The sequence below is a fragment of the Streptococcus chenjunshii genome (assembly GCF_003086355.1).
Taxonomy (GTDB): Bacteria; Bacillota; Bacilli; order Lactobacillales; family Streptococcaceae; genus Streptococcus; species Streptococcus chenjunshii.
In genome coordinates this window covers 1,386,433-1,404,995 of record NZ_CP031733.1, presented here as the reverse complement: position 1 = coordinate 1,404,995, position 18,563 = coordinate 1,386,433, and the positions used below count along the sequence as shown (strand labels likewise).

Genomic DNA, 18,563 nt, shown 5'->3' with positions numbered 1-18,563 from the left:
ACGGCTAAGCTTCATGGCTGTTACTGAATAAACACCCCGCACCTAGACTGTTGTATCAGCTTCTGGTGGGGGTGTTTTTGTTTTTACGATTATGGTAAGCGCAAGGTCTATTAATAACCAGCAATTTCTGCTGCAGGTTTTAAGAAAGCTGTAATTGTTGGACCGGCTTTGAAAGGCACTGTACAGCCCGTCTCTGTCTTAGTCATTATTTTTTGCAGACATTGCTACGGTAGGGTGCTTCAATAAAGTTCAGGTCGTTTTTTATTCTGTCTTGCCTTAACTTCTTTTTGCAGGTCGCTTTTTTTCTGATTTGGTGATAAAATAAAAAAGAAAAATATAATTAAAGAGATTAAAAATGACAAAAAAAATTGGCCTTGGCAGGGCTCACAGTAAAATCATTTTGATGGGAGAGCATGCAGTTGTATATGGTTATCCCGCTATTGCACTGCCGTTGAAAAATATTGAAGTAGAATGTCGCATCAAACCGGCCAAAAAAAAACTAACCTTTGATTTTTACGACCCCTTATCAACAGCAATCTATGCTGCACTTGAATATCTCGGTAAAGCAGGAGAAGCTGTAATTACGTACGATATCATTTCTCAGGTTCCGCAAAAACGTGGAATGGGTTCCTCAGCTGCTGTTTCTATTGCAGCTGTTCGGGCGGTTTTTGATTATTACGGCCGTCCTCTCGATAATGACAAATTAGAGATTTTAGTCAATCAAGCTGAAATTATTGCCCACAGCAATCCCAGCGGTCTGGATGCCAAAACGTGTTTGAGTGACAGAGCGATTAAATTTATCAGAAATATTGGTTTTACTGAACTGGAGTTGCAGTTAGATGCTTTTCTTGTTATTGCAGATACTGGTATTCATGGCCGTACCCGTGAAGCTGTAGCTAAGGTAGCACAGTTTGAAGAAGCTAATCTTCCTCATCTTGCACGCTTAAGTGAACTGACTGCAGCAGCTGAAAAACATATTTCAGCCAAAGATCTTAGGGCGTTAGGACAAGATATGACCGAGGCACATGATTGTTTAAAAAAAATTGCTGTTAGCATTGATTTAGCAGATTGCTTAGTTCAGGAAGCTCTAAAGGCTGGGGCTTTTGGCGCTAAACTAAGCGGCGGCGGCCTCGGCGGCTGTATTATCGCATTGACCGAAAACGCTGAACAAGCGCAGCAGATAAGCCAAAAACTGGAAGAAAAAGGAGCTCTTCACACGTGGATCGAAAAATTGTAAGTGTTAAGTCGTATGCTAACATTGCCCTTATTAAATATTGGGGAAAAGCGGATGCTGTCCATATGATACCGGCAACAAGCAGCATTTCTTTAACTTTAGAAAATATGTTTACAGAAACACAGCTTTCGTTTTTGCCTCAGACAGCTGTCCAGGATGAATTTTATATCAATGGAATTCAGCAGAATGCAAAAGAACAGGCGAAAATTTCTGCTGTGATTAATCAGTTTCGTAAGGATAAAAATCAGTTTGTTAAAGTTGAAACCAGCAATAATATGCCGACAGCTGCCGGTCTCTCTTCAAGCTCCAGCGGCTTATCAGCGCTTGTGAAAGCTTGTAATGATCTGTTTGAAACAGGATTAAGTCAGCAGGCGCTGGCTCAAAAAGCTAAGTTTGCGTCAGGCTCTTCAGCTCGTTCTTTTTTTGGACCAATTGCGGCATGGGATAAGGACAGTGGGGAGATTTACCGTGTTCAGACAGATTTGCGGCTGGCTATGATTATGCTGGTTTTAAATGCCTCTCCTAAGCCAATTTCCAGCAGAGAGGGGATGAGACTGACTGCTCAGACATCAACAAACTTTGCTCAATGGGTGGAGCAGTCTAAAAAAGATTATGCCGATATGCTCTTATATTTGAAAAACAATGATTTTGCCAAAGTAGGTGAATTGACAGAGCGTAATGCCCTTGCTATGCATGCTACGACCAAAGCTGCACAGCCTCCTTTTTCTTATCTGACGGCTGCTTCCTATCAGGCTATGGCTTTTGTTAAAGAGCTGCGGAAACAGGGAGAAAGCTGTTATTTTACCATGGATGCTGGTCCTAATGTCAAGGTACTGTGCCTGGAAAAAGACTTAGAGAGACTGGCTGAACGTTTTTCTGATAACTACCGTATTATTGTGTCACGAACAAAGGAGCTTTGATATGAAAAAAAAGCTGCAGGTTCAAACCGGCGGTAAGCTTTATTTAGCGGGTGAATACGCTGTTTTAACAGCAGGACAGTCTGCTATTATCAAAAATATCCCGATTTATATGACCGCAACTGTTGAGGCTGCGCCTGTCATTACAATCCAATCTGATATGTTTCATTATCAGGTAGGTATGAATCCAGATGGCAATTATACGTTAATTCAGCAGACCATTTCTAATTTTGCTGCATTTCTTCGCCAAAAGATAGAGAATTTAGCTGGCTTTACTCTTGAAATCAGCGGAAAAATGGAGCGCCAAGGTGTTAAATTTGGGATCGGTTCCAGCGGCAGTGTCATTATTTTAACAATAAAAGCTTTGTCGGCTTTTTATCAGCAACATTTAACAGCAGATACCGTCTTTAAACTGGCTGCTTATACCTTGCTTAAGAGCGGTGATAATGGTTCTATGGGAGATCTGGCCTGTATTGCTTACAATGAACTGATCTGTTTTACCGCCTTTGACCGGCAGCGAGTGAAAGCTTGGATCGATCAGGAACCGATTCAGACTGTTTTGGAAAAAGACTGGGGTTACACGATTGAGCCGCTTAAACCTGCTCTGAATTTTGATTTTTTAGTTGGCTGGACAAAAACAGCTGCGCTTTCAGGTGATATGATTCGTTTGGTTAAAGGGGAGATTAAGCAAGATTTTCTTTTACATACGCAAGAACAGGTTCAAAAATTAAAAAACGCCTTGCTTGAAGGAGAAAAAGAAACTGTTAAAGCTTCTCTTGCAAGAGTGAGCGATCTTTTGCAGGATCTGCATCCAGCAATTTACAGCAAACCGCTTTTGTTGCTGAAGCAGGCAGCAGAAGGGCTGGATGCGGTTGCGAAATCCTCAGGTTCAGGCGGAGGAGACTGCGGTTTTGCATTGTCCTTTGATTCAAAAACAACAGAAGATTTATGTAAACGCTGGCAGACCGCCGGCATTGAAGTATTAGTAATAGAACACTGCGAGGATAAATGACTAATCGAAAAGATGAACATATAAAATACGCCTTGAAGTATCAGGCATCTTACAACAGTTTTGATGACATGGAACTGATTCAGCATTCTTTGCCTGACTATGATTTAAAAGACATTGATCTGTCAACCCATTTTGCTGGCCATGATTTTGATTTTCCATTTTATATCAACGCTATGACTGGAGGCAGTGAAAAGGGACAGGCTGTTAATCATAAATTAGCCCAGTTAGCCCAAGCAACAGGTATCCTTATGGTAACAGGATCCTACAGCGCCGGTCTTAAAAATAAAAAAGATCGTTCCTATCCCAGTCTCAGAGAATTTCCGGACTTGCAGCTCGCCGCTAATATCGGTGCTGATAAGCCTTACCAAGCAGGCTTGCAAACAATTAGTGACTTACAGCCCCTTTTTTTGCAGCTTCATCTCAATTTGATGCAGGAGCTTCTAATGCCGGAAGGAGAGCGGTCCTTTCGTCTCTGGAAATCAAATTTGGCTGATTATGCTGCGAAATCGCCTGTTCCTATTGTTCTTAAAGAAGTAGGTTTTGGCATGGATGAACAAACAATTCGGATAGCTTATGATTTAGGAATTAGGACATTTGATATTTCCGGACGGGGCGGAACCAGCTTTGCCTACATTGAAAATCAGCGCAGCTCTAAGAACCGCTCATATCTGAACGATTGGGGGCAGACAACTGTCCAAACCCTTCTCAATGTCCAAAATCTGACAGATAAGGTTGAAATCCTTGCCTCAGGCGGTATCAGACATCCCTTAGATATGATTAAAGCTTTGGTTTTAGGGGCGAAAGCAGTAGGTCTGTCACGGGCTGTTTTAGAATTGATTACATCCCATCCGCTGCCTCAGGCCATCGATATCGTTAACAGTTGGAAAGACGATCTGCGTCTGATCATGTGTGCTCTGAACTGCCGAACAATTCCTGAGCTTCAGTCGGTCGATTATCTCCTGTCCGGCAGACTCTTAAACATCAGAAACAGAAAGGACTTGACAGGCAAATAATCTCATACATAAATGTCAAAACAGGCTTGGGACCAGTATTTGCAGCGGTCCTAAGCCTGTTTTACTATTTAATCTCAGAGCATAAAGTAGACAATTCCAATATATTGGAGGGCCGAAGCCAGCAGGATAAACAGATGCCAGATCATATGATCATAAGGCTTTTTTCTAGCGTAGAAGAAAGCGCCGACTGTATAGCACAATCCTCCTCCGAGCATTAATCCCCAAAATGTAAAATCAGTCTTGCTGATAATAACCGGAATGATAAAGACTACCAGCCATCCCATCAGCAGATAGAGAAAGAGACTGAACTTTTCATTGATTTTTTTAGCAAAGATTTTATACAAAATGCCAAAAATAGTTGTGCCCCATTGTAAAGAAATAATCAGATAGCCCAGCCAGCCTCCTACTAACGAAAGTGCAACAGGTGTGTAGCTGCCTGCGATGGCAATATAAATCATACTGTGATCAATAATACGTAAGACATATTTTTGTATGGAGGCATAGGCCATGGCGTGGTAGATTGTGGACGAAAGAAACATCAGAAAAAGGCTGATAACAAAGACAGACATGCCGACAGAAGCGGTTGCCCCATAATGCTGTGAACTGTAGACAGCTGTAAATGGCAGCAGAAAAAGTGCAATAACTGCTCCGACAGCATGAGTGACACTGTTGGCGACTTCCTCTCCAAAAGAAAGCTGTTTGCTCAGTTTACTGGTAAAACTAGGATTCATGACTCAATTCTCCTTGAAGTTCTAAGACAAGCTGATGTGTCTGCTGATAAAGTTTTAAGGTCTGACAGGCAGAAATGATTACAGCCGGAATATCATCAAGCTGTTCGTTGTTCATACAGGCTGCGAAATAATCATACATCACTTGCGATTGATCATTTTGTGTCAAAATTGCCAATGTCTGACTGATTTCCTGAATCGAAAAAACATTTTTCAGACTGGTGATGACAATGAGGCGAGCCAGCTGTCTGCGGCTGTATTTTTTCTTAACAGGTTTGTCGATATGGCCATGCTTAACGTAGTTATTAATCATCGAAGCGGTGAGGTCACGATCATGTATATCGTCAGTGCGGCGGCTAATCTGATTAACATAGAGAAGCACCTGATCCAAATATAAGTCCAGCTCTGGCAGCTCCGTCCATTTTGGGTAATTCTCAGCCATTAATTTCCGTCTCCTTATTATCTAGTATCAATAACTAGATTATATAATTATAGTGATTTTAAGTCAAGGAAAAAGATTAGCGAAAATCATTTTCAAATAAGATGTTCCCATAATAAAAACAAGTGACTTTTTTAGTCAGTCACTTGTTTTTATTAGCAGCTGATAGAAAGCTGTCTTTATTCGAGGGAAGAATCCTGTCCTTGCTGTTTACGCAGCATTCTTAAAATAGATTCAGCAGTCTCAAGGTTCATATGCCTGGCTTTTAGCAACTGGCTGACAACAGGAGCTGTTTCATCCTCACTTGCTCCAGCCGAAAGAGCCAAAGACTTAGCTTGAAGTTTCATATGGCCTGCCTGAATTCCGGTGCTGGTCAAGGCTTTTAGAGCAGCAAAATTTTGTGCCAAGCCAACCGCAGTAATGATACCGGCCAGCTCTTGAGCGGAAGGTTTTCCCAGTAAGTCATGAGCCAAGCGGACACTGGGATTAAGACCGATAGAACCGCCTTTTGTTGCAGTAGGCATTGGCAAGGTCAAGCTGCCTTTGAGACTGTTATTACCAGCATCATAGGTCCATGTTGAAAGCCCGCGGTACTGTCCGTCTTTGCAAGCATAGGTATGGCCGCCGGCCTCGATAGCCCGCCAATCGTTACCTGCAGCAAGAACAACAGCATCAATACCGTTGAAAATTCCCTTATTGTGAGTGCTGGCACGATAAACATCGATTTGTGCTAACTGGCTGGCCAAAGCAATTTTACGGGCAAATACTTGAGCCTGCTCCTTATTGCGGCTGAGAAAATGCAGTTTAACCTCACATTCAGCAGTGACCAGAGCTTGAGTAGCATAGTTAGAGAGCACGGCCATCAGAGTTTGACCGCCGGCAAGGTCTTCGATTGGAGCTGCCAGAGCCTCAGTCATTGTATTCATTATATTGGCACCCATGGCTTCTTTGGTATCTGCGATAAGATAGAGAATGAGAAAATCGTCTTTAATTTCAGCTGATAAGTCGCACGCACCACCGCCGCGTTTCACAATGGATGGGTAGGCTTGATTGGCCAAAGAGAGCAGACGTGATTTTTCAGCTAAAATGGCTTTTTTCGCTTTCTCCTTGTCAGGAACATCATAAAGCACTAACTGGCTGATCATTTGCCGATTGTGCACCTGTACTGTAAAACCGCCAGAACGTTTAATGATTTGAGCAGCAAAACTGGCTGCTGCAACAACCGAAGGTTCTTCAGTGACAAAAGGGACTTGATAAGTTTGTCCATTGATAAGAAAATCCGGAGCTAAACTAAAGGGGAGAGCCAATCTACTAAAGACATTTTCTGTGATTTGGTCGGCTCTGTCTAGAGAAAGCATTTCCTGAGTGTTCAAAGACTGCTGAGAGGCTTTGGAAAGCAGTTCATGTTTCTGCAGGTGAGCCGTTCGTTCTGCCGGAGTCTTTTTTGAAAAGCCAGACCAGCTTATGTTATTATTTTTCATTGACTGTTACCTTTTGATAAATACGCTGGTGCTCAAAGATTTCCCTCAAGGCAAAAATACCGGTTTTGTATTCTGCAAAAGAGGCACTGCCGTTTTCATCCAGGAGGGCATTTTCGAAAAATATCCGCTCATAATCCTCGACAGACAGCGGAATGCGCTGTCTTAGTTCCTGCATCCGGTCCTGCCCTTTGGACAGCTGCTGCTGGAATCCCTCGGCCAAGGTTCCGGTAAAAATTTCAGCCACAGCACCGCTGCCGTAACTAAACATGGCTATTTGATCCCCGCCCTGCAGCTTTGTACTGTTTTCAAGCAAGGACAACAACCCCAAAAAGAGAGAGCCTGTGTAAATATTACCGATTTGCTGGCTGTAGAGAATGGACTGCTCGAAATTATCTTTTAATTTTTCTTTAATGGCTTCCGGCAGGCTTTTATCCAAAATTTTATTAAACCCCTTAAGGGCTAGTTTTGGAAAAGGGATATGGAAACAAAAGGCGGCAAAGTCTGCTAAAGACTTGTTGAAACGTTTTTGATATTCATCCCAGCTTGTTTTGAGCATATCAAGATACTGTTTAGTCGAGTACATCCCATTGACAAAAGGGGTTGTTGAGTAGTTGGGACGCCAAAAGTCCATGATATCCCGGGTTAAAGCCAGCGATTGATCCTGTAAAACCAAAATTGCAGGATCTTTTGTCAGCAGCATGGCGATACTTCCCGCACCTTGAGTAGACTCTCCCGGCGTTCCAATACCGTACTTAGCAATATCTGATGCAATGACCAAAACTTTGCTGTCCGGATTCTTTCCGATATGAAGTTTGGCATAATCCAGCGCAGCTGTAGCACTGTAACAAGCTTCTTTCATTTCGATACTGCGGGCAAATGGCTGTATACCAAGCAAATGGTGAATATAGACTGCAGCGGCCTTGCTTTGGTCTACCCCTGACTCTGTAGCCACAATAATCATGTCAATATTTTCTTTATCATCTTGTGTCAGCATCTTCTCAGCAGCTGACGCGCCTAGGGTTATGATATCTTCGGTAATAGGTGCGATGCTTAGAGCCTGCAGGAGTAAGCCCTTGCTGAATTTTTCCGGTTCGGCGCCGCGGCTGTGTGCCAGATCATTCATATCTAACATATACTGTGCTGTAGCGAAACCTATTTTATCTATTCCGATTTTCATGTTTACTTAGTAAACCTTTCTAATCTTTTATCAGTGATTTAATGCCTAACCTTAATTTTACCATAAAGTAAAAAAATATCTTCACAAAAAAATCATTTCTTTCAAATCTCACAGCATGTCCGGACAGACTCAAACAAAAACAGCTGTCACTTAATTATTTTGCAATGTTTGAGAATAGAATGTGATTATCTAAGAAATCCATGAGACTTACAGTTCCGAGGTCCTATATAGAAAACAGATTTTTTTCTCGCTTTTTTCCTGCTTTTCCGATAAAATAATAACAGTTATTTCTCAGGAAGGGGTTATCGATGACGAAAGCAGATCTCATTTTCAAAGAAAATATTAGCAAAATTATGGAGGAAGGGGTCTTTAGCGAACAGGCCAGACCTAAATATAAAGACGGAACAACCGCTAACTCCAAATATATTACAGGCGCTTTTGCGGAATATGATCTGGCAAAGGGCGAGTTTCCTATTACAACTCTGCGGCCGATTGCTGTTAAATCAGCGATCAAAGAAATTTTTTGGATCTATCAAGATCAGTCAAACGAGCTTTCAGTGCTTAATGACAAATATGGAGTTACATATTGGAATGACTGGGAAGTTGGAAAAACAGGCAATATTGGGCAGCGTTACGGTGCCGTTGTCAAAAAACATCATATTATAGACAAGATTTTAAAACAGCTGGCAGACAATCCTTGGAATCGGCGGAATGTTATTTCACTCTGGGATTATGAAGCTTTTGAAGCCAGTGAGGGTCTCTATCCCTGCGCTTTTCAGACAATGTTTGATGTGCGCCGGGTAGACGGTGATATCTATTTGGATGCGACACTGACTCAGCGCTCTAATGATATGCTGGTAGCTCACCATATTAATGCTATGCAGTATGTGGCTTTACAAATGATGGTTGCAAAACACTTCGGCTGGAAGGTTGGTAAATTTTTCTATTTTATCAATAATCTTCATATCTATGACAACCAGTTTGAACAAGCGGAGGAATTGTTGCGGCGGACACCTGCAGCCTGTCAGCCGCGTCTTCTGTTAAATGTCCCTGACGGCACTGATTTTTTTGCGATTAAGCCAGATGATTTTGAACTGGTTGATTATAAACCTGTTAAACCGCAGTTAAAATTTGATTTAGCTATTTGAAAAATGCAGAGAATTTTTATCTCTGCATTTTTCAAAGAAATTTGTTAGAATGAAGTAAATATGAGGCTAAAAGGTAAGAAGGAAAAATGACAAAGCAAATCGTAGCTATCTGGGCAGAAGATGAGACCCATCTGATTGGAACTGACGGCCGGCTTCCTTGGCGGCTGCCCAAAGAGCTGCAGCATTTTAAACAAACAACGATGGGGCACGCTCTGTTAATGGGACGTGTGACTTTTGACGGGATGAACCGCCGGACCTTACCGGGGCGCGATACTTTAATTTTAACGCGAAATGCCGATATAAAAAATAAAGAGAATCTTCATGTTGTTCATAGTGTAGCGGAGGCTTTAGAATGGTTTGAAAGACAAAATAAGAGTTTGTTTATCGTTGGCGGTGCCAGTGTTTACAAGGCTTTTGCCGGTCACTATGATGCCCTGATAAAAACAACTGTTCATGGCAGATTTACAGGAGATACTTATTTTCCGGAGCTTGATTTATCTGACTTTTATCAGGTTTCCCAAACCTTTTATGAAAAAGACGATAACAATGCTTATGATTTTTCGGTTACAGTTTTAGAAAAATAGGAAGAAGGAGTTCCTTTTTACAAGATGCAAAGAAGTGTTTTTGGGGTATTTACTGCCTTTTTATGTGTGATTTGTGTTCTGTGCGCTCTGCCGGCTTTCAGGAAAAAACGGTACGGACTGGGTGTTTTGCTCTTGCTGAATGCATTTACTAATTTAGTTAATACTATTCATGCTTTTTACAATACCTTGTTCTAAAAACAGTAAAAAAAGAATAGTCTAGAAAGAGGAATCATGGCTGGAAATAGAAATAATGATGTGAAAGTTTACTGTTCATTCTGCGGAAAAAGCCAGGATGAGGTAAAGAAAATTATTGCTGGCAACAGCGTTTTTATCTGCAATGAATGTGTCGCTTTGTCGCAGGAAATTATCAGAGAAGAGCTGGCCGAGGAAGTTCTGGCTGATTTGTCAGAAGTTCCTAAGCCAAAAGAACTGCTTGCTATTTTAAATGAGTATGTCGTTGGGCAGGATCATGCTAAACGTGCTTTGGCCGTAGCTGTTTACAATCATTACAAGCGAGTTTCTTTTACGGAAAGTCAGGATGACGGAGATGTTGATTTGCAGAAATCTAACATTCTTATGATTGGTCCGACAGGATCGGGCAAGACTTTTTTAGCTCAAACCTTGGCTAAGAGCCTGAATGTTCCCTTTGCGATTGCAGATGCTACCTCACTGACAGAAGCAGGGTATGTGGGAGAAGATGTTGAAAACATACTCTTAAAGCTGATTCAGGCAGCAGATTTTAATATTGAACGTGCTGAACGCGGTATTATCTATGTCGATGAAATCGATAAGATTGCTAAAAAAGGGGAAAATGTCTCCATCACACGTGATGTGTCCGGAGAAGGTGTGCAGCAGGCTCTGCTGAAAATTATTGAAGGAACTGTAGCCAGTGTTCCGCCTCAGGGCGGCCGTAAGCATCCCAACCAGGAAATGATTCAGATTGACACTAAAAATATTCTTTTTATTGTCGGCGGAGCTTTTGACGGGATTGAAGATATTGTGAAGCAGCGCTTAGGAGAAAAGGTCATCGGTTTTGGGCAAAATAATAAACAGCTTTCTGATGGGATTTCCTATATGCAGGAAATTATTTCAGAAGATATTCAGAAATTCGGTTTGATTCCTGAGTTTATTGGCCGTCTTCCAGTCGTTGCCGCCTTAGAGGAACTGACTGCTGATGACTTGGTACGTATTCTGACAGAGCCGCGTAATGCCCTTGTAAAACAGTATCAAACCCTTATGTCTTATGACGGTGTGGAATTGGATTTTGATGAAGCGGCTCTCAAAGCTATTGCTAATAAGGCTATTGAACGTAAAACTGGGGCACGGGGTCTCCGTTCTATCATCGAAGAAACGATGCTGGATATTATGTTTGAAATCCCGAGTCAGGAAGAAGTCAGCAAAGTACGGATTACTAAAGAAGCCGTTGACGGTACTGACGGGCCGGTTTTAGAAACAGCTTAGGGAGACGGATTATGGCAGATTTCAGCTATTTAAATACGCACAGGGCAGAAATTCTGCTCAGTGCGGCCGGTAAGTCTCAATACCCGCAGGATGCTCTTCCGGAGATTGCGCTGGCAGGCCGTTCAAATGTTGGCAAATCCAGTTTTATTAACTGTCTTCTTGGCCGGAAAAATCTGGCTCGAACGTCGAGTAAACCCGGTAAAACGCAGCTCCTTAATTTTTATAACATCGATGATAAATGCCGTTTCGTTGATGTTCCGGGTTACGGTTATGCAAAAGTTTCCAAAAAGGAACGTGCCAGATGGGGCAGAATGATAGAAGAGTATCTGACCGAACGTGAGAATTTGCGGGCGGTTGTCAGCTTGATTGATTTTCGCCACGATCCGACCGCAGATGATGTACAAATGTATGAGTTTCTTAAATATTATGACATTCCTGTTATCTTAGTAGCGACAAAAGCAGATAAAGTGCCTCAGGGAAAGTGGAGTAAGCATGAGGCCGCTGTTAAGAAAAAGCTGGGTTTCGATCACACAGATGATTTTATTATTTTTTCCGCTGTCAAAGCTATAGGCCTTAATGAGGCTTGGGATATGATTTTAAAACATTTATAAATCAGCAGGAAATCAAGTCCTGAGAGCTGTGAAAAAAGAGCTGCAGCTTATAAGGAGCTACTGGCAGTTATTTTTCATCGCTTTTGTAACTTGCTAAAAGACACAGCTAGCGCATCAGACTTCAAAGTCTTTTGTAGGTTGCTGCTGGACTGGTAAATAGATGTTTGAGGTTAGGACACTGTCCTAGCCTTTTTAAGGATTTTTTCCATACCTCCGTTTTGACTGACTTATAGTTTTTACCTAAGTTACTGATAGGAAAAGACTATTTTTAAGTCCCTGCAGAATATGGTAAGATAAAAATATCAGACTATTGGAGGATTTATGGAAAATCATCATTTTAAAAATGAAGGAACATTTAAACGGGCTATGACTCGCCGTCATTTGCAGATGCTTTCGATCGGCGGTGTTATCGGGACAGGGCTATTTTTAAGTTCAGGATACACAATTGCTCAGTCAGGACCTTTGGGAGCAGTCTTTTCTTACTTATTTGGCGGCTTAGTCGTTTATTTGGTGATGTTCTCCTTGGGTGAGCTGGCTGTTGCCATGCCTGTTACCGGCTCTTTTCACACCTATGCTAGTCGCTTTATCAGTCCTGGGACAGGTTTTATAGTAGCCTGGTCCTATTGGCTCTGCTGGGTTGTTGCCCTCGCCTCACAGTTTTTGGGAGCCGCCATGCTTATGCAGCGCTGGTTTCCCGGCATTCCTGTCTGGATTTTCGCAGCGCTTTTTGCTGCTTTAATCTTCTTTCTCAATACCTTAAGTGTTAACTGGTTTGCTGAAACAGAGTATTATTTTTCCAGTATTAAAGTCTATGCCATTTTGGTTTTTATCATCTTAGGTTTAGCTGCTGTTTTGGGGTTGCTTCCTTTTGCTGGTACTGATCAGGCTCCCTTATTTTCGAATTTAACGGCTGATGGTTTTCTTCCCAAAGGCTGGATCGGTTTAGTTTCTGTAATGCTTGCCGTTAATTACGCTTTTTCAGGTGTTGAGATGATTGGAATAGCTGCGGGAGAAACGGATAATCCAGAAAAAGAAGTACCGGCTGCTATAAAATCTACTATTGCCCTTTTAGTCGTCTTTTTTGTCTTAACCATTTTTGTTTTAGCCTGTCTGCTTCCGATGAAAGAAGCTGGGGTTACAGAAGCGCCTTTTGTTTTAGTTTTAGATAAAATTGGTCTGCCCTTTGCTGCTGATATCATGAACTTTGTCATACTGACAGCTATTCTATCAGCCTCCAACTCAGGTCTTTATGCCTCGGGACGGATGCTTTGGTCACTGGCAAATGAAGGCATGCTTAGTCAAAAAGTAGTGAAAATCAACAAACAGGGTGTTCCGATGCGGGCTATGCTTTTATCTATGGTTGGGGTCATTTTTACGCTTTTTTCAAGCATCTATGCTGCTGATACTATCTTTTTGGCCCTTGTGTCTATTGCTGGTTTTGCTGTTGCTGTTGTTTGGCTGTCCATTCCTGTTGCTCAGATTAATTTTCGCAAAAAATGGCTGCAGGAACATACAGAGGCCGATTTGGCCTATAAAACACCTTTTAATCCTTGGCTTCCTTATTTGACAAGCGCCTTATTGCTGCTGTCTATTGTCGGAATCGCTTGGGATGTTTCACAGCGTGCAGGACTCTATTTTGGAATTCCTTTTATGGTTTTGGCTTATGCGTATCATTATTGGCGTTTTAAAAAATGGTGAAACCAAGATAGCCTGAGTTTGAGAAAAAGAGGTACCGTATAGGAAGGTTAGAGACTTACGAGTGTGGCTGCTCTGTGAGTAGAGCCCTTCCATGAGTCTTTAGTGACTCGGCGGCCAGGTTCCTATTTTTGCTGTGAGCTTTTAACGGCCTTTGTATCTTGGTGGAATTGAACGCGGCCTAAAATCCTAGTGAAAAAGATGAAGTCCGTCGCGATGTGGAGCATCGCTCGTCCTTCCCTATTTTCATACGGATTTTTAAACGGCCTTTGTATCTTGGTGAATTGAACACGGCCTAAGCTCTTTGCAAAAAAGACAACCCTTCCTTGAGTCTTTAGTGACTCGGCGGTCAGGTTCCTATTTTTGCTGTGAGCTTTTAACGGCCTTTGTATCTTGGTGGAATTGAACGCGGCCTAAAATCCTAGTGAAAAAGATGAAGTCCGTCGCGATGTGGAGCATCGCTCGTCCTTCCCTATTTTCATACGGATTTTTAAACGGCCTTTGTATCTTGGTGGAGGTTATCATGACATCGTTTAACTATTTGCTGGCTGCTAATGACTGTCTTATCTTGGATGGAGCCTTGGGAACAGAGCTTGAAAGGCGTGGTTTTGATGTGACTGGCAAACTTTGGTCTGCTAAATATCTGCTAGAAAAGCCAGAAGCTATTCAGAATCTTCATGAAATCTATTTAAGAACTGGTGCAGATATCATCACGACCGCAAGCTATCAGGCAACTCTTTATGGGCTTAAAGAGGCCGGACTCTCTGAAAGAGAAGCTTTAGAGATCATCAAATTGACGGTAACATTGGCCGAAAGTGCCAGAGATAAAGTTTGGAAGGGACTTTCAGATGAGGAAAAAGCCCAGCGTCCTTACCCGCTGATAAGCGGAGACGTCGGGCCCTATGCTGCGTATCTGGCTGATGGTTCTGAATATACCGGTGCTTACAATTTAAGCCAGGATGAATATAAAGCGTTTCACAGACCGCGAATTCAGGCTTTACTGGAGGCGGGATGTGACCTGCTGGGAATTGAAACCATCCCCAATGCTGATGAAGCTCGAGCTCTTCTCAATTTATTAGCAACTGAGTTTCCGGAAACTGAAGCCTATATCTCTTTTACAGCACAGGATGATGCCCATATTTCTGATGGGACAGCTATTGAAGAACTGGCTGAAATGTGCAATCAAAGTCCGCAAATTTTGGCTTTAGGGATTAACTGCAGTGCCCCGAAAGTCTTTGCTGGTTTGCTCGATCGTATCCGCTCGGTTACTGATAAGCCGCTTGTCACTTATCCTAATTCCGGCGAAGTCTATGATGGCAGTACGCAGACTTGGACGGCTTCTCCAGATAAGTCGCATACTCTGCTGGAGAATATTCTCAGCTGGCAGCAGAAGGGAGCGAAGATTGTCGGCGGCTGCTGCCGCACTAGCCCTGACGATATTGCTTACTTGGTTCAGGGTATCCGCCAGAAATGAAAAACATCAGTCTTCTGGAAGAATTAATCTGTCTCCGGCTAAAAAACTGTGCTCAAAGTTTTTCCGCCGGAGATATTTTTTGCCAAATTCATCAATCAAACCGTGAAATTCCTGAGCATCTTGGTAAGTAAATGGTTCAGGAAGGGCAGAGAGCAATTTTGCTAAGCTGTTATAATCTGACAGCCCCTGAATGCCGAGCTGTGCAAAAAGCGTTCTGGCATACTTGTCAGCAATGAACTGTGGTCTGTCAAAAATATAGGTGAGAAAAACATCAGCTGTCTCTGGCCCGACACCGTGCATTTTAAGAAGAATAGAGCGTAAATCCTCACCGTATTCTTTGGCAATTATCTGTGAATTTTGGTTATGATCGAGATACCATTGTGTAACTGTACGGATAGCTCTGCTTTTGTTTTTCATAAAACCTGCAGGCCGAATAAGCTTTTCTAATATCTCAGCGGGAAGTCCGCTGATTTTTTTAAAATCATAACCTGTGGCTTCCTTAATAAGCTGTGAAGCATGTTCAGCATTGCGTTCAGTAGTATTTTGAATAAGTATTGCTTCAATAATAATTTGCTGTTTGCTGTCAGCCGGCCACCAATGTGTGGGGCCCATGTTATTAAGCAATTTCTGATATAAACCGTGAAGTGTTAAATCCATGAAATGTCCTGCTTACTTATTTTATTACCGTTACCATATCACAATTTTCACCATTAATCAAAGGCTGAGAAAGCAGTTTGTCTCTTTGCAGCTGCCCGCAGCTTTCTAGTCATCTTGGCAGAGGTGCGTCTGCGAAATCAGAGATTTCGGACTTACCGTCATTTTCATACGGATTTTTATACGGCCTTTGTATATTGATGAACTGAACACGGCCTAAACGCTGTGAGAAAAAGACAGCCTTCCCTTGAGTCTTTAATGACTCTTCGGTCAGGCCCCTATTTTCTCTTTGCGTTCTTAACGGCCTTTGTATCTTGTTGTATTAAATAAATAGAGCTGAGACGGATTGTCCCAGCTTCTTTTTTATTGACAAGGTTTGTTGATGATTTAGACTTTCCTTTCAGAAATAATGATGTGTCTGTCTTTGCAGTCTGCTAACAGGTGCTTGCTGTCAAGATGGTCTAAATAGAAGTCGGTGATTCTGTCACGGATTTCCTGTTCAATAACCCTGCGAAGCGGACGGGCACCCATGGCTTCATCATAGCCCAGTTCGATGAGAAGAGTTTTAGCCTGTTCAGTAACTTCTAAGTCAATCCCTTTCTTAGCTATGGTCTGTTCCACCTCGCTGAGCATTAAATCAACGATTTCTTTTAAATCTTCCTTGCTTAGATGCGAAAATTCAATGACTCCGTTAAAGCGGTTTAAAAATTCAGGACGGAAGTAAAGGGCGATTCGATCCATAATGTCTTGCTTTTCTCTATCCGCTTCATCAGGAAGGGTGTGACCAAACCCAGCATTTGAAGTTGCAATAATCACCGTGTTTTTAAAATCAACGGTATTGCCTTGTCCGTCAGTCAGCCGGCCGTCATCCAGGACTTGCAGAAGCAGAGTGATAACCTGACTATCAGCTTTTTCGATTTCGTCAAGCAGAATGATAGCATAAGGATTGCGGCGGACACGTTCGGTAAGGGTATTGCTGTTATCATCATATCCAACATATCCGGCGGTAGTGCCAATCAGTTTAGAAACAGCTGTGCGGTCGGAGTATTCCGACATGTCTAGTCGAATAATAGCTTCTTTGGAACCAAACATGTCTAAAGCCAGCTGTTTAGCTAATTCAGTTTTCCCCACTCCAGTAGGGCCGACAAAGAGAAAACTGCCGATTGGACGGTTTCCTTCATCAAAGCCGGCACGATTGCGCCGAATCGCTCGAGCCACTGCAGCAACAGCCTCATTTTGTCCGATGACTTTGCCCTGCAGGCGTTCGCCCATTTCTTTCAGTCTTTCAATATCACTGGTCCCCATATTTGAGACAGGTATGCCTGTCAGTCTTTCGACTGATTGTGCAACATCGTTGATGGTGGCTGTGACTTTCTGTCCTTCGGTATGATTGTCAATTTGCTTTTGCAGGTCGTCAATACGTGTTTTAGCAGCGAGTGCAGCTTCATAATCTTCACGAGCTGCAGCTTCTTCCTGTTGATTTTTTTGCCGTTTAATCTCTGCTTCAAGTGTTTGGACATCCGTGACAGGATGCTGAGCAGCTAAATGAGCTGCTGTCATATCGATGAGGTCAATAGCCTTATCGGGCAGGCTGCGTTGCGGAATATACTGAATAGAGTAATCAATAGCGGCCTTAAGTACTTTATCGGGCAAAATGACATTGTGGTGCTGTTCATAAAGTGTACGAATTCCCATCAGAATATGAAAAGTATCTTGGGCAGAAGGTGCGTTGACCTTAACTTCATTAAAGCGGCGGGCAAGCGCAGCATTTTTCATGATTGTATTGCGGTATTCGTCCTGAGTCGTTGCCCCGATAACAGTTAAATCACCGCGTGACAAAGCTGGTTTCAAAATATCCGCCAGACCTTTTGACCCACTGTCTCCGCCAGTACTTCCAGCACCGAGGATTTGATGAATTTCATCAAAGAATAAAATGATGTTACCAGCGTCTTTAACTTCCTTAACTAAATTTTGGATATTTTCCTCAAAACTGCCGCGATACTGTGTACCTGCTTCTAAGCCTGAGATATCAATGGAAATAATTTCTTTGTTTTTGATAGCAGCAGGGACATCGCCGTTAACGATTGCCTGAGCTAATCCTTCTACAACAGCTGTTTTACCTACACCAGCATCGCCGACTAGAACAGGATTGTTCTTGGTTCGTCGGGAAAGGATTTCTGCAGTTTCCTGAATCTCTTTATTACGTCCGATGACCGGATCTAAGTGTGACTGACGCGCCTCTTCGGTCAGATTGGTTCCCAGCTTTGCCAGCATTCCGTCTTTTTTAGGCGCAGCCGCTGTTTCTTGTTTTTCCGGATTTCCCGGAAGCTTACCAGTTGACCTGTACTGTTCAAATTCTTCTGGGGTAATTTCCCGACCATTGATGAGATAGCGACGGTTTTCTGTATTGTAACCTCCCATGCGCCCCATCAGTTGGTTGAAGATATCGTCCATATTTCCAAAAGGATCGCGATTATAATAGTTTGCCATAATAGTTACCTCACTTTTTTATGCTTAAATAATATTATTATATGATTTTGAGTTTGAAGGCGATGATCTGTATGTACTTTTTAAAAGCTTTTAATATGCATGCTTACGGGATTTTATATCTCGTGTTTTCCTTAATCACCTTCTAATACTATAATACACCATTGGTCAAAAAAGGTCAATACAAAATAATACAAAAATATTGTTTTTTTAGAAAAAACATAAACAAAAAGGTAAATTCTAATATTATAACATGTTTATGCAAAGGAAGAAAAAATTCTTTAGTTTGAGCAGTTTAAAACTGTTGACAGATAGCAGATATTAAGCTATACTGGTAAAGGTTTTGAATAAAACTGACCTAAGACAGCAGGGGAGCAGTGCTCGTAATATTCCTGCCGAGGCACAAAACGTCATTAATAAATAACGTATTTGTACTTTCGTGTCTAGG

16 protein-coding genes and 1 other annotated feature (1 of these 17 running past the window's edge) are annotated in these 18,563 nt (G+C 42.2%); of the genes, 10 read left to right on the top strand and 6 right to left on the bottom strand.

The genetic code is table 11. The features are described 5' to 3' along the window. The first annotated feature begins 355 nt into the window (after positions 1-355). Genes mvk through fni form a run of 4 tightly spaced genes read left to right on the top strand, consistent with a single transcriptional unit; the run spans position 356 to position 4,176 of the window. Positions 356-1,237 carry a mevalonate kinase gene (mvk, locus tag DDV21_RS06820; RefSeq protein ID WP_116877650.1) on the top strand — a complete coding sequence of 294 codons (882 nt, stop codon included), beginning with the start codon at positions 356-358 and terminating at the stop codon, positions 1,235-1,237. Beyond that, positions 1,219-2,154, top strand: a complete 936-nt coding sequence (mvaD, locus tag DDV21_RS06815; protein ID WP_116877649.1) for a diphosphomevalonate decarboxylase — start codon at positions 1,219-1,221, stop codon at positions 2,152-2,154. Before mvk ends, mvaD begins: the two co-directional genes overlap by 19 nt. 1 nt (position 2,155) lies before the next feature. Then, positions 2,156-3,163, top strand: a complete 1,008-nt coding sequence (locus DDV21_RS06810; RefSeq protein ID WP_116877648.1) for a phosphomevalonate kinase — start codon at positions 2,156-2,158, stop codon at positions 3,161-3,163. Then, the gene (gene fni / locus DDV21_RS06805; RefSeq protein WP_116877647.1) at positions 3,160-4,176 is read left to right on the top strand and encodes a type 2 isopentenyl-diphosphate Delta-isomerase; all 1,017 of its coding nucleotides are present in this window, start codon (positions 3,160-3,162) and stop codon (positions 4,174-4,176) included. Before DDV21_RS06810 ends, fni begins: the two co-directional genes overlap by 4 nt. Before the next feature lie 74 nt (positions 4,177-4,250). Here the strand turns inward: fni and trhA are convergent, their stop codons facing one another. The 4 genes from trhA to DDV21_RS06785 form a co-directional block, all read right to left on the bottom strand. After that, positions 4,251-4,907, bottom strand: coding sequence for a PAQR family membrane homeostasis protein TrhA (trhA, locus tag DDV21_RS06800; RefSeq protein ID WP_116877646.1), 657 nt, complete (start codon positions 4,905-4,907; stop codon positions 4,251-4,253). Then, positions 4,897-5,346: a DUF1836 domain-containing protein gene (locus DDV21_RS06795; protein WP_116877645.1), complete on the bottom strand. Its 450-nt coding sequence runs from the start codon at positions 5,344-5,346 to the stop codon at positions 4,897-4,899. Before DDV21_RS06795 ends, trhA begins: the two co-directional genes overlap by 11 nt. Before the next feature lie 176 nt (positions 5,347-5,522). Then, a complete protein-coding gene (locus DDV21_RS06790) occupies positions 5,523-6,824 on the bottom strand; it encodes a hydroxymethylglutaryl-CoA reductase, degradative (RefSeq protein ID WP_116877644.1) in 1,302 nt (433 codons plus the stop codon). Further along, complete coding sequence (locus DDV21_RS06785; RefSeq protein ID WP_116877643.1) at positions 6,814-8,001, bottom strand: hydroxymethylglutaryl-CoA synthase; 1,188 nt, start codon at positions 7,999-8,001, stop codon at positions 6,814-6,816. Before DDV21_RS06785 ends, DDV21_RS06790 begins: the two co-directional genes overlap by 11 nt. 308 nt (positions 8,002-8,309) lie before the next feature. Here DDV21_RS06785 and DDV21_RS06780 point away from each other — a divergent pair, with 308 nt between their 5' ends. The 6 genes from DDV21_RS06780 (at position 8,310) to mmuM (ending at position 14,974) form a co-directional block, all read left to right on the top strand. Then, a complete protein-coding gene (locus DDV21_RS06780; RefSeq protein WP_116877642.1) occupies positions 8,310-9,149 on the top strand; it encodes a thymidylate synthase in 840 nt (279 codons plus the stop codon). An 86-nt stretch (positions 9,150-9,235) separates the two neighbouring features. After that, positions 9,236-9,733: a dihydrofolate reductase gene (locus DDV21_RS06775; protein WP_116877641.1), complete on the top strand. Its 498-nt coding sequence runs from the start codon at positions 9,236-9,238 to the stop codon at positions 9,731-9,733. Between the two features lie 231 nt (positions 9,734-9,964). Continuing rightward, entirely contained in the window at positions 9,965-11,194 is a 1,230-nt protein-coding gene (gene clpX, locus DDV21_RS06765; RefSeq protein WP_116877639.1) for an ATP-dependent Clp protease ATP-binding subunit ClpX, read from the top strand. Positions 11,195-11,205: 11 nt separating this feature from the next. Beyond that, entirely contained in the window at positions 11,206-11,805 is a 600-nt protein-coding gene (gene yihA / locus DDV21_RS06760; RefSeq protein ID WP_116877638.1) for a ribosome biogenesis GTP-binding protein YihA/YsxC, read from the top strand. Between the two features lie 321 nt (positions 11,806-12,126). Further along, positions 12,127-13,503 (top strand): amino acid permease, encoded by a 1,377-nt coding sequence (locus tag DDV21_RS06755; RefSeq protein ID WP_116877637.1) that lies wholly within the window; start codon positions 12,127-12,129, stop codon positions 13,501-13,503. A gap of 520 nt (positions 13,504-14,023) precedes the next feature. Then, positions 14,024-14,974 (top strand): homocysteine S-methyltransferase, encoded by a 951-nt coding sequence (gene mmuM, locus DDV21_RS06750; protein WP_116877636.1) that lies wholly within the window; start codon positions 14,024-14,026, stop codon positions 14,972-14,974. A gap of 6 nt (positions 14,975-14,980) precedes the next feature. On the opposite strand, the gene DDV21_RS06745 is transcribed toward mmuM, so the two are convergent. Both DDV21_RS06745 and DDV21_RS06740 read right to left on the bottom strand, forming a co-directional pair. Beyond that, the gene (locus DDV21_RS06745; protein WP_116877635.1) at positions 14,981-15,631 is read right to left on the bottom strand and encodes an endonuclease III domain-containing protein; all 651 of its coding nucleotides are present in this window, start codon (positions 15,629-15,631) and stop codon (positions 14,981-14,983) included. A gap of 384 nt (positions 15,632-16,015) precedes the next feature. Continuing rightward, the gene (locus DDV21_RS06740; protein ID WP_116877634.1) at positions 16,016-18,118 is read right to left on the bottom strand and encodes an AAA family ATPase; all 2,103 of its coding nucleotides are present in this window, start codon (positions 18,116-18,118) and stop codon (positions 16,016-16,018) included. 336 nt (positions 18,119-18,454) lie between these two features. After that, positions 18,455-18,563, top strand: a sequence feature (ribosomal protein L10 leader region) (it continues 26 nt past the right edge of the window).